The 13,690-nt window shown below is 37.1% G+C and carries 7 protein-coding genes; all 7 read right to left on the bottom strand.

Annotated features, from left to right (window positions below; translation table 11 throughout):
- Positions 1–9: 9 nt before the first annotated feature.
- The 7 genes from clpB to AB3I34_RS12825 all read right to left on the bottom strand — a co-directional run bounded on the left by clpB (position 10) and on the right by AB3I34_RS12825 (position 13,688).
- Entirely contained in the window at positions 10–2,616 is a 2,607-nt protein-coding gene (gene clpB, locus AB3I34_RS12855; protein ID WP_002362158.1) for an ATP-dependent chaperone ClpB, read from the bottom strand.
- Positions 2,617–2,887: 271 nt separating this feature from the next.
- On the bottom strand, positions 2,888–3,259 hold the full coding sequence (locus AB3I34_RS12850) for a DoxX family protein (protein ID WP_002362881.1): 372 nt from the start codon (positions 3,257–3,259) through the stop codon (positions 2,888–2,890).
- 204 nt (positions 3,260–3,463) lie between these two features.
- Entirely contained in the window at positions 3,464–8,110 is a 4,647-nt protein-coding gene (locus AB3I34_RS12845; RefSeq protein ID WP_010777831.1) for an InlB B-repeat-containing protein, read from the bottom strand.
- Positions 8,111–8,140: 30 nt separating this feature from the next.
- Positions 8,141–9,202, bottom strand: a complete 1,062-nt coding sequence (locus AB3I34_RS12840; RefSeq protein ID WP_085444106.1) for a DUF916 and DUF3324 domain-containing protein — start codon at positions 9,200–9,202, stop codon at positions 8,141–8,143.
- Between the two features lie 385 nt (positions 9,203–9,587).
- Positions 9,588–10,883 (bottom strand): adenylosuccinate lyase, encoded by a 1,296-nt coding sequence (gene purB, locus AB3I34_RS12835; RefSeq protein WP_002356808.1) that lies wholly within the window; start codon positions 10,881–10,883, stop codon positions 9,588–9,590.
- 42 nt (positions 10,884–10,925) lie between these two features.
- Positions 10,926–12,041, bottom strand: a complete 1,116-nt coding sequence (gene purK, locus AB3I34_RS12830; RefSeq protein ID WP_002382795.1) for a 5-(carboxyamino)imidazole ribonucleotide synthase — start codon at positions 12,039–12,041, stop codon at positions 10,926–10,928.
- A gap of 327 nt (positions 12,042–12,368) precedes the next feature.
- A complete protein-coding gene (locus AB3I34_RS12825; RefSeq protein ID WP_002382793.1) occupies positions 12,369–13,688 on the bottom strand; it encodes a nucleobase:cation symporter-2 family protein in 1,320 nt (439 codons plus the stop codon).
- Between the last annotated feature and the right edge of the window lie 2 nt (positions 13,689–13,690).

Below are 13,690 nucleotides of genomic sequence, written 5' to 3'. Positions count from 1 at the left end.
GTTCTTTTTTTATACTTCTTCTATTGGTTCATTTTCAAAAACTAATTGATTGTCTAATAGACTAATCGTGACTTTTGTTTTTGGCATTACTCGACCAGAAACAATTTCTTTTGCTAATGGTGTTTCGACTTCACGAGTAATGAAACGTTTTAACGGACGAGCTCCATAAGCTGGCTCATACCCATTTTCAGCAATCCATGTTTTAGCTTCATCAGTGATTTCCAACACAATTTCTTGTTGCTCTAAACGATGAGCAAGTTGCGCGGTCATTTTACCAATGATTCCTTTCACATTATCCAAGCTTAATGGTGTAAATAAAATAGTATCATCAATTCTGTTTAAGAACTCTGGTTTAAAGTGTCCTTTTAGAATATTCATGACTTGATTTTCAACTTCTTCTGGAATTGTTCCTTCAGGTGTCACACCTTCCAATAAAAGCTGAGAGCCGATGTTGCTTGTCATAATTAAAACCGTATTTTTAAAATCAACGACCCGACCTTTAGAATCTGTCAAACGACCATCATCTAAAACTTGTAATAAGATATTAAAGACATCTGGGTGCGCTTTTTCAATTTCGTCTAATAAGACAATTGTATAAGGGTTTCGACGAACAGCTTCTGTTAACTGGCCACCTTCTTCATAACCAATATAGCCTGGAGGGGCACCAACCAAACGAGACACGGCATGTTTTTCCATGTATTCACTCATGTCAATCCGTACCATATGATCTTCAGAATCAAACAAATCTTCAGCTAAAGCTTTAGCAAGTTCTGTTTTACCAACACCAGTTGGTCCTAGGAAAAGGAACGAACCAAGTGGGCGATTTGGATCTTGTAAGCCTGCTCTTGAACGAATCACCGCATCACTAACAGCATCGACGGCTTCATCTTGACCAATCACACGTTTGTGTAATGTTTCATTCAGTTTCATTAATTTTTCTCGTTCGCCTTCAACTAATTTTGTCACAGGAATGCCGGTTAAACGACCGACCACTTGCGCAATTTCGTTTTCAGTAACCGATTCTTGTACCATTTTGACGTTATCTTTAGCGTTCTTTTCTTCCAATTCTTTCAATTCATGTTCTAATTGCGGAATTGTTCCATGACGCAAAACAGCAGCTCGTTCTAAATCATAATTATTTTCAGCATCTTCTAATTCGTGTTTTGCTTTATCAATCTCTGCACGTTTGTTGGAAACCGCATTAACTTCTTCTTTTTCCGTTTCCCATTGCATTTTCATTGAGTTGGCTTCTTCACGCAAATCTGCTAATTCTTCTTGCAAGTTGGCTAACCGTTTTTTACTTGCATCATCTGATTCTTTTTTCAAGGCCGCTTCTTCAATTTCTAGTTGCATTAACCGACGTGTTACTTGATCGAGCTCTGTTGGCATCGAATTCATTTCCACTCGAATCGTTGCGCTTGCTTCATCGACTAAGTCAATCGCTTTATCTGGTAAGAAACGATCAGTAATATAGCGATCGGATAAAGTAGCGGCAGCAACTAAAGCATTGTCATGAATATTCACGCCGTGGTGAATTTCAAATCGTTCTTTTAAGCCACGCAAAATAGAAATTGTATCTTCTACTGTTGGTTCTTTGACTAATACTTTTTGGAAACGACGTTCTAAGGCTTTATCTTTTTCCATATATTGGCGATATTCATCAAGCGTTGTGGCACCGATTAAATGCAATTCACCACGTGCTAGCATCGGTTTTAATAAATTCCCAGCGTCCATACTGCCTTCAGTTTTACCAGCTCCGACGATATTATGAATTTCATCAATGAATAAAATGATTTTGCCATCACTTTTTTTCACTTCTTTTAAAACAGCTTTTAACCGTTCTTCAAATTCGCCACGGAATTTTGCTCCCGCAATTAAGGCACCCATATCTAAAGAAAAAATGGTTTTATCTTTTAAGTTTTCGGGAACATCTTTACGAACGATTCGTTGTGCTAATCCTTCAACAATCGCTGTTTTACCAACACCTGGTTCACCAATTAAGACTGGATTATTTTTAGTTTTTCTTGATAAAATCCGAATAACGTCACGAATTTCTTCGTCACGACCAATGATTGGATCTTGTTTTCCTGCTTTTACTTGTTGTACTAAGTCAACACCGTATTTTTCTAGTGCTTTATATTGTTCTTCCTGGTTTTGAGAAGTCACACGATCTCCTCCTCTCATCTCTTCAATATTTTTTCTTAACTCTTTTTCCGTAATGCCTTGTTGCATTAAATATTTTGTTAAACGATAATTTTTCAATTTCATTAAAGCTAAAAGTACAATTTCGGTTGATAAAAATTCATCTTGGAATTCTTCTCGAAGTGAATCAGCTTCTTGCAATAAATGGAACAAATTTTGACTTAAATTTTGACCATATTGCACATTACCGCCCGCCACACTTGGATATTCATCTAACGCGTTATCTACTTCTCGTTCAAATGCGTCAACATCTAAACCAGCATCTGTGTAAAAATTACGTCCAAAATGGTTTGGTTGAAGAAAAATTTTCCATAAATGTGCGATATCAATTTCTTGATGTTGCCGTGTCACCGCAACTTTTTGAGCTTCAGCAATCGCCTCTTGAAGCGTGGTTGTCATTTTTTCAATATTCATAAACGATCCCTCCCGTTTATTATTTTGTCTTTTTTATTTTAACATTCTTTACAATTATTATTATCCGACTTTTGATGGATTTCTTCAAAAGTTAAGGTATTCGTAAACCTTATAAATTTATTATACCCCATTGGTCAGTAAAGGTCAATAAATAAATTGACCTTTTTTGACCTTTTTTGATAAAAAAAACCTAAAACAACTAAATATCACTGTTTTAGGGCTTTTTTCGCAATCACAACTAGTTTGACCAACTCTTTATTGCTTTGATTTATTAAAAATAAAGTTTTAACGTAAGATACTTTTTATCGGCATAGCTAACCAAAATAGCCAAACTGGTTATCGCTAAAAATAATTCGTACTCATAACCACTAAAACCACTTGCCAAACCAAAAGAAAAAATAGCTCCGACTAAAACTGCTATGAATCCTACTGATACCAAAGGAATTAAAAAGCCAATAATCATAAATAATCCACCAATTAATTCAATTGCTGCTACACCATAAACAAAAAGACTTGGCAAACCAATACTACCAAAAAACGCTAAAGTATCTTCCAATGACGTTACTTTCATCACTCCATGAATTAGCATCGTCACCCCTAGCCAAATTCTAATCACTTGAATGCCTCGCTGTTGTTTATCCATACTTCTCCTCCTTTGTTTGCATTAAATAGTTAATGTAACTATTTAAGTTACATCATAAAGGATAAATCGAAAAAAGTATAGAAAAAAACAAACGTATTTAACAATACGTTTGTTTTTTAATGTTACTGTAAAACTTATATTTTTTCTTCGGAAACATTTTTTCTTAATACAATTAACTTTCCTTTCAAGTGAAACATACTAAGATTAGACTACATCGTCCAATGACCAGGTTACTGTAGATTGATATACTTTTGATATTTCTCCTACATTTGCAGGCACAGTTAATTTTATCTCTTCAAAAGGAAAATATAGTTGCCAAGTTCCACTTCCTTGCGTTCCAGTTGCTGTTATTATTGATTGGGCTGTTGCACCCGATCGAAAAGCTTGAGAACCTAACGTCGGTCCATTGGTAAAACTATTAGTTACTGATTCCACAGCTGTATTAGCATATTGAACTTTTTGAAGTTGAGTGTTCGCAAAGTTCAAGGTAATCCCTTCTCCTTGTGGTAAAGATGTACCAGTACTATCTTTAAATTCAGATAAACTAACGTTTAATTTCCAACCTGTGCTGATTGGTCGATTATCTTCTAGACGTAACTTAAAACCAGCTTGTTGTAATTCGGGACTTCCTACATAGTTTGCTGAATTTAATCCGTAATTTTTTGCCATTGGCGAAATAGTTTGTTTGCCAAAATCAAACGTACTTGGTGTCCCCATCAATACGGGTCGTTGCCCACTCCATTTCGCATATAACGTTACAGTCCCATTGTTAGTAGCAGTTAATGTCGAAATTATTTGTTTATCCGTATATACAACTGCACTTGTCCGTGTCTTCGACCACCCAAGGAACGTATTACTCTCTTTTGTAAAGGTGTTGGCTGGTAATGGTTTGCCTGTTCCATAAATAAAGCTAGCGTTAGGCATGGTACCCGTTCCCCCATTCGCATCAAACTTTACGGTATACGCATTCCCCTTCCAAACAGCATAATAGGTCTTAGCTGAGGCATAATTAACAAGAGGGTTTGTTGTAATATTTGGGGTTGCGGCGTTGGCTGTTGCAGCCCAACCTTGGAAAGTGTAACCCGTCCTTGTTGGCTTCGCAACAGTACTTAAATTAATCACTGTACCAAAAGTATATGCTTTAGCTGCTGTACCACCCGAGCCCCCATTGGCATTAAAAGTCACATTCACTGAGATAGGTTTCCAAATAGCTTTCAGTGTTATTTTTGTAGTAGTTGAAGTAGACGTAAAGCTGATCGTTGCACCAGGTTGATATTTTTTGGTTGCCGTTGCAACATCTTGCCATTCTACAAAAGTATAACCACTAAGCGTTGGTTTTGTTGTTGGAATGACAATTTTTCCTGCATCATTCACATCTAACTGAATCGTTTGCGGAGAAGGTAGACCTTTCACACCACTTCCTGGCACGATAACGTTTGGTAAATTTTGTTCATATGCTACTTGAGCAAACTCCGTACTAAAGGTAATTTTGTTACTGACTGCCGTTAAAGTTGCTCCCGCTTTGGCTTCTTTGGCAGAATATTGAAATTGGTTAATCGCTTTTTGATTTTCCGCTTCCGGCACTAAAAAGTTCATAATCGCATCTAATGTCTCACCTGGTTTGATTGTAGTGGCTCCAAAATCGACATAGATTGCTGTGATTAAAGCAGAGTTAGCGGGTTTGGTTGTTGTGAAACCTAAACTAGTTAATTTAGTGGCATTCCATGCTTGTAAATCATTGTTAGTATAACTAGGTAATTGTGAGACAGGCTTAGTTGTATAGTAAATTTTGGCTGTTCCACTATTATTGGTCAAATTTGTAAAACCGATACTTCCTGTTGAACCACGACCATCACTAGCAGAAGGTAATATGTTATATAATCGAACGCTTGTGAAATTGGTATTTCCTGAATTTTTAATCACTGTTTGCATTTGCGGTGTTCCTTTACTTTCCACCGCAAAAATATTACTACTAGACCAAGATTGCGTTGCTGATCCACGAGCGTTTGTTGCGCTATCCAGTTTTGAAGCGTCAACAACGGAGAAGCCGGTGTTACTAGTAGCAGATGAATTCATTACGTAGCTATTTTCATTCGTGTTGTCTAAACCGATTTTCTTAGCCTCTGTAGCATCTAACTGAGTAGGTACACGATTAAAGAAATCCGTTGTCTTAGGGCTGCTATAAGCGACATAAGGAATCTGATAGCTTCCGGAAGCGGTTGAACTATCCACGACAAATTCTAAAGGAATCCTGAATATACTACTCTCTCTTGCTACTTTAGATTTATAAGCCGTGCTGGATGTCTTAAAACGATAATAATTGTAAGTTGTATCATTTATAGGTAACGTTTCAACAGTCACCGAAGCTGGATAGGTAACTTGATTACTCTCATCAATAAAATCTTTTTTCGTAGTAGCTTTTAATCGTAACTGTTTGGGCACTTTAATTGTAATAATTGGATTCTCCCAATCCCCTGAAGAAGTGTTTGTATAGTAGCTATTATTTTTCCCAATTATTTCATAGTTAATCGTGTCCCCAGGCAGTTTATTTTGACTATTGGCACTGGTCAAATTGGCAGAAACATTTAGCGACACGCCTTTATTATAATACGCTTTTTTATCGCTTAATTTAAACTCTGTGGGAGTACCAGTTGCATCTTGGTACTGCATGGTGGCTCCAAAGGTAATTGGATTCGACTTCTTAGAAAGCGCGGTTCCATCTGGCCACTTTCCATTAGGCCAACTTTTGATCTGATATCTGAATCCCATCCCATTACCTGGAGGTAGTGAATTGGCGGTTTTGCCATCGGTTCCCATGGGAATAATATTAATGGTGGCAATATACTCATTGGTTGCTAAAGTCGGCAAAGCGGGACTAAAGCTACTAGCCTTAGCTGGCGTACTACTCCAAACAGAACGACTCGTTCCAGTTACAGCATTTTTTATCTGAAACCAAGGTCGGTAATAGGCTGGTGCGTTCACTCCATCAGTAAAACAAAAAATATAGAAATTAGCAAAGTTTCCTTTAGCTGAACCTGCAGTTAATTCTTGTAATTTGTATGTTAGCCCTTCAATTGCTTTAGCTCCAGTATTCTTAATAGTACTAGATCGATTAAATGAAGAATAGCCAAAAGCGTAAAAATATCCAGCTGTCGCTAAATTGTCTAAGTTATTAACTGTGTCAGTCGAACCTACAATAGTTGAATGGATACCATCTCCTGACAATTGAAAATCTGGTCTAGAACGCTTTATATAACTTTTCGTAGTTGTGAGAGTATTTATTTTCCCATTCATAAATTTTACCTTCATTCCAAAATTTATGGAAAAAGCACTACCTTCTGCATAAGTTTTATTCAAAGTAACCCTTGTATCAAGATAGACTAAATCAACAAGCGTTGCTGGGTTTTCTAAAACATTTGGTGAGAGAGTTACTAATTTCTGATAGTACCGAGTAAAACCTACTGGCACACTAGGATCTTGTGCATTTGTGACCCCTGTTTTTAATAATCGATTGGCTAAAGTTCCCTTTAATGTAGCTCCTGTTGGAATTTCAACATACACTTGATGATCATAACTAGGATCTAAATTCGCTCTAGCTAAATAATAAAACCGATAAGAATGTGCCAAAACAATATCACCATCAAAATAATTGTTGTTACTAGGAACTGCGTAACTAGAACTGATATATGCAGCAAGAGAACCCACATCAGCTTTTACGGTTTTATTCGCCGCTGAGCTTGCGATTTGTGTACCTGTATTATCAAATACCTTCGCTTGGAGATTATTCCACACGATTTGTCCAGATGGAATTTTGGCATTATAGACGTTATTAAATTTAAAACGTAAATTAATCGTCTCTAATGTTGTCTTGGTTTGTTTCAAACGAATAATCAACTTTTTATTGGTCGTGTCATTTACATACGACGCCACAATTGAATTAGCGCTAGGCGTACTAGGTGTTACCAACGAAAAAATGGGTGCTGTATTATCAAAGTTTTTAAAAACGGGGTCGCTTTTACTTGGATAAAAGCCATAAGGAAGCTCAATCGAAGTACCAATGAGTCCCGCTTGACTGATGGAAACTGGCATAGAAATCGTTAAGTAATCTGGTGCTGTTCCTGTCGTAGAGTCGGTATACGTGCGATAAGTGGCAGGAGCAGTCAAACCGACCGTAATCCCATTCGCTTTGGCGTCAATGTTTTTAGACTTATCGTCGGGGTTGCTTTTTTTATTTTCCTTCGTTTGCTTCTGCTCACTATGCTCCTGTGGCTTTTGAGGCTCTGGTATTGGTTCTTTAGCAACCGTCACTTCTAAATTATTAGCCAATTCTTTTTGATTTTTGTCTTTGACTGACAAGCTGAAAGTTCCTGCTTTTGTTGTCGTTAACAGCAAGTAGCTCTCCCCCAACTGAGCTAAGTCTCTTAAAACCAAGCTGTGTTGTTCTTGATTATAGGAACTATGCTCCTTCAATTGTTGATTTTTTTGGGGATTATATTGAATTTCCTGAGGTAATTGTATTTCCGCCCAGGTTACATTGCTAGTTATTTTTAGATAAAAATCCGATCCGGCAGCTACTTGCCGTTCTGATTCTTGTTGTGACCAAGTAAAAGAAACAGTTTCTACTTTTTTCGTTGCTTCAGTAGCTTGTGTTTTTTCAGATGAAGAATCTGTTGTTTCTGTCGTTTTTTTTGGTGGCTCTGATAGCTTAGGTAATGACTCTTCAACAATTTGTTGCATTTCACTCGTTACTGTTGTCGACTTAGATCCCTCAGCTAAGCCATTAATTGGTAAAATCATCGTGCCTAACAATATAACTATGACACAAATAAGAGAAATCATTTTCTTATTCATAACCAACACCTTCTTTTCCTTTTTATTCCTTTATTTTGTTCTACCCTTTCTAAAATAAAAATAAACGCTAATTGTAACAAGACACAATGCGCTAAGACCTATTAACAAAAGCGGTTGCTTTTTTGCTGAAGCTGTACTAGCCGACCATTGTTTTATTTGCGTTTGTGTGAGCATAAAATCTTTTCGCCACTGCCATTCTTGATTACCAACACTTACTTGGCTGTGAACAGTATAAGTTCCCGCTGGCAGGACAACTTCATTCAAAGGTAGATCCATAGCTAATAATGAATTAGGTGCCACTGACACATCTGCTTGTACTTTTTTTAGTAACTCTTTTGGCTGATCTTTTTTGGTTAACCAGTTGGTAATTGTCGCTCCTTTCATAACTTTTGGTTGTCGATTTTGGAATGTTGCTTGAACAACAGGTAGGCCACCGCTGATCGTTGTATCAACTTTTTTTAGTTTCAATTCTGCTCCTTCATCAAATGGCTGTTTATCTTCTGTCAGCATGATTGAAATAGTATAAGCATAGGTTGATGTAAATTGATTAGTTGTTAATGATTCATCCTCTAGTTGTTTGACAAATCGTAATGCACCTAATTTAACTCCCGAAAATGGCTCTTTAGGCGTTCTAATTTCATAATTTACTATTTTTTCTTCAAAGTTTTTTACAGTGACCGTAGCTTCCTTATTTTGCAAATGAACAATTTGTGTGATGGAATTCGTCAAACTAGAATCTAGTTTGGGGCTCGTCTGCGTATAATCAATCTGTCCATCCGTTCCGTTCACTGCATCATGAATACTTAAAGCGACAGTTACGGACTCTTTTTGCAAACTTCTGATTTTCACTTGAACAATCTGCTGACTACTTGGCTGAACACCTAAATAAAAATAAGTTTGATTCTTATCTAGCTGATTATCTGGTATCACACTTTCAACCGTGAAACCCGCTAGCGGCTTTGACTCAGGTTGTTGAGCTAAAGCAACTTCGAAATGCAAAAAGATTAAATAATAGCTAATTATAAAACAGAGATAACTAAACACTTTTATTCCATTCCCTGTCGTTTTGTTTGGAACTTGTGACAAATTCATTTCAACCACCTTTTTCTCCTTGCCTTAATAATTATCGTTAATGAATTCAGTATAGCCGAAGATACAAAAAAAATAATTTTAAATTTTTAAACCAATTAATTGAAAAATAACTTTTTCTTCCCCTGTAAAGGTTTAATAGTGCTTTTTGCCTATGAAAATGCTTAAATTTCATTATTTTATGAAAATAACTCCTTTAAAATTCAAAGTACAACTAGTAAAATAGCAAACAAACATCAAAAGGTAAGTGAATGTCACTTACCTTTTGATGTTTGTTTGCTAAAATTTAATGATTTTTTTACTATTTTCTACTGAATAATTTTCAATTATTTTTCTGAAAATAACTAAGAGAAAAGCGAGAAGAAGCACTCTTCTTCTCGCTTTCTTTTTATCCTAAACCAACACGTTCAAAAATCGTGTCAACATTTTTTAAATGATAATGGTAATCAAAGGCATCATCTAGCTCTTCTTTTGATAAGACAGATGTAATTTTTTCATCCGCATCTAGCAACGGACGGAACGCCGTTTGATGATCCCATGCGTAAGCTGTTTTTGGTTGGACCAGATCATACGCTTCTTCACGTGTCATGCCATGGTCAATCAATTTTAACAAGACACGTTGGCTATAAATTAGTCCATAGGTCGCATCCATGTTACGCTTCATATTTTCTGGGAAGACCGTTAAGTTTTTGACAATATTACCAAAACGATTCAACATGTAATTTAGCAAAATCGTCGTATCGGGAATAATAATCCGTTCAGCAGACGAGTGAGAAATATCTCGTTCATGCCATAAACTCACATTTTCAAAGGCAGTAATGACATGACCACGAATCACACGTGCCAAACCAGTCATATTTTCAGAACCAATTGGATTCCGTTTATGCGGCATTGCCGAAGATCCTTTTTGTCCTTTTGCAAAAAATTCTTCTACTTCACGTGTTTCTGATTTTTGTAGACCACGAATTTCTGTCGCAAATTTTTCAATACTTGTCGCAATTAATGCCATGGCAGAAACATATTCTGCATGTAAATCACGTGGTAAAACTTGTGTCGAAATCTCTTGAGCACGGATCCCCAAATGTTCGCAAACATATTCTTCAACAAATGGTGAAATATTGGCAAAGGTACCTACGGCTCCACTGATTTTACCCGCTTCGACACCTTTGGCTGCATGTTCAAAACGTTCAATGTTGCGTTTCATTTCAGAATACCACAACGCTAATTTCAAACCAAATGTAGTCGGTTCTGCATGAACACCATGCGTTCTTCCCATCATGACCGTATGTTTATACTCTTTGGCTTTGGCTCCGACAATCTCCGTAAATGTTTGTAAATCTTTCCGTAAAATATCATTCGCCTGTTTCAATAGATAACCATAGGCAGTATCCACAACATCTGTGCTGGTTAACCCATAGTGTACCCATTTTCGCTCTTCACCAAGCGTTTCTGAAACGGCACGAGTAAAAGCGACAACATCATGACGTGTTTCTGCTTCAATTTCTAAAATACGTGCAACATCAAATGATGCATTTTCTCGGATTTTTTGTACATCTTCTTTAGGAATCTCGCCAAGTTCTGCCCAAGCTTCATCCGCCAAAATTTCAACTTCTAGCCATGCCTTGTAGCGGTTCTCATCTGTCCAAATTGCGCCCATTTCGGGTCTTGTATAACGATCAATCATTGTACCTTATCCCCTCTTTACTCCTCAATTTTTGAAAAATAATTACGACCAAATCTTTGTTTCTTTAATTTCTTCCAGTGTTTCATCGATTTCTTTGGTTAATATAGTAATATGCCCCATCGCTCGTTGCGCTTTTGCTTCACTGTGGCCATAATAGTGGAAATGCCAATCTGGATGTTCATTAATAATGTCCATCGTTTCATAGGCCTCATTTCCAAGCACATTGACCGTGACTGCTTCAGACAACAGTTGAATCGTTGGCATTGGCCAATTACATAAACCACGAATATGCGTATCATATTGGCTAAAAGAACAAGCATCTATAGAAAAATTCCCAGCATCTTCTGGACGAGGTAAAATTTTATTTACATAAATCCCGCCTGTTTCTGTATAAAACATTTCAATTGAAAGGGTGCCGACTAAACCAACTGCTTTAGCAATCACCTTAGCAATTCGTTGCAACTCACCACTGACTTCGTCATCAATTCGGGCTGGTGCAATCGTTTCATGTAGCTTACGCTCTTTTTTAATTGTTTCCACAACTGGAAATGTCGCAAATTCGCCACGACCATTACCAGAAATAAGAACAGATAATTCTTTTTCGTAAGGAATCCAAGCTTCCAAAACACAGGTTCCTTCTCTTAGAAGATTCATGGATGGCGCTAAGTCTGAAGTACTATGTAGTACATAACGACCTTCCCCTCGCGTATTCTTCAAGATACACGGATAACCAATGCCATCAATTGCTTCTTGAATATCAGTCGGACTAACAATCGTTGCATAAGGGGCAATCACAATATTATTATCTTCCAAGAAACTTTTTTCCATTAAGCGATCTTGCGTAATCGCTAAAATGTCTGTTCCTTGCGGTATATTCGCCAAATGTTGAATCGCTGTTAACGCATCAACATCTGCATGTTCAAATTCATACGTAATCACTTGGGCACGTTTTGCCAATTTCTCTAACGCTTCAGGATCATTATATGCTCCTAATAATTGCCAATCGGCAACTTGTGCAGCAGGACAATCAATTTGTGGATCTAGCACACCCACTCGAAACCCCATTTCTCTTGCACTAAGGGCCATCATTTTTGCTAAATGTCCGCCACCAATGATACCAATCACTTGACCAGGTAATAGTGGTTTATCCAAGTTCATCACAACTTTCCATCACAGTTTTATCCTTAAAATCCTTCTGCGGTTTCTCGTCGCAGTCTAGCCTTTAAGAGTGCTCTTTTTACATGATACAAGGAAAAAGGCTCAACTTCAAGTGCCAGCAGTGTTTCCATTAGGTTTTCTCATCAGAATTTATTAACATACTTTAGGATAAAACAGCGGTAACTTACTACTCGTCTCTTTGTAACCAAGCTTTTTTCTCTTTTTCTCTTCAGATTGATGAAAACATTAAATTTTTCTAAACGATGATTAGGTCAAAAAAGTATGAAAGAAAAGCCACCTGACCTTATCTATCATACTTTTTTGAAACTATTCGTTACTTTCTGAGGTTTCTTTTAAACCATTGAATAAAAGATTTAAAATAATTGCGGTAATGCTGCTCATGACAATTCCATTACCAGTAAACATGCTAACAGTTTCTGGTACTTTATTAAAGAGCGTCGGCATAATATTAAAGCCTAAACCAAAGCCAATCGAGATGGCAATAATTAATAAATTTTTGTCATTTGAGTAGTCAACTTTTGACAACATGCGCATTCCTTGGACAGCCACCATTCCAAACATAACCAGCATTCCGCCGCCTAAAACTGGCTCTGGGATAATTTGGGCCATCGCACCAATTTTTGGTAATAAGCCTAAAATAATTAAGAAAAAAGCAGAAAAATAAATTGGTCGACGTGTTTTGATCCCAGATAATTGAACTAACCCGACATTTTGAGAGAAACCTGTATAAGGAAACGTATTAAAAATCCCCCCTAAAATGACGGCTAAACCTTCTGCATGATACCCACGACGTAAATCATCTTCGCCAATTTTCTTCCCTGTAATATCTCCTAAGGCAAAATAAACACCTGTTGATTCAACCATACTAACAATTGAAATAATAATCATCAACACAATAGAAGAAAGATCAAACGTTGGTTTGCCAAAATAAAATGGCTGTGGAAAATGAAACCACGTAGCTTGACCAACAGGAGATAAGTCCACTAATCCCAGAAACGCAGCTAAAATTGTGCCGCCGACTAGGCCGATTAACACGGCAATTGACTTGATAAAGCCACGTCCCCAAACTTGCACAACAATGATTAAGGCAATTGTTACAAATGCGAGGAGCAAGTTTTTAGGATCACCAAAACTTTTGTCCGTTGCTAAGCCGCCACCCATTTTTTCAACAGCAACAGGAATTAAGGTCAAACCAATAACTGTAATGACTGTGCCGGTGACTAAAGGCGGAAATAGACGTTTAATTTTTGAGAAAAATCCTGCAATAAGAACGACAAAAATGCCCGAAGCAATAATTGAACCGTAAATTGCACCAACCCCTTTGTTCGTACCAATCATGATTAAAGGTGCAACTGCTTGAATGGCACAACCTAAAACGACTGGCAAGCCAATCCCAAAAAACTTATTCACCGTTAATTGTAAAAGTGTCGCAACGCCGCACATAAAAATATCGATTGAAATCAAATACGTCATTTGTTGCGAATCAAAATTCAAGCCGGTTCCGATTAATAAAGGTACGGCAACTGCTCCAGCATACATCGCTAATAAATGTTGCAATCCTAAAACGGCGGCTTTCCCATTTGGTGTTTCCGTCTGTTGTGGTGTATTCAATTGTTTTGTTTCCAAGA

Origin of the sequence: Enterococcus sp. C102(2024), assembly GCF_040888205.1 — a bacterium.
GTDB classification, from domain to species: domain Bacteria; phylum Bacillota; class Bacilli; order Lactobacillales; family Enterococcaceae; genus Enterococcus; species Enterococcus faecalis.
This window is presented reverse-complemented; position numbering and strand designations above follow the sequence as displayed.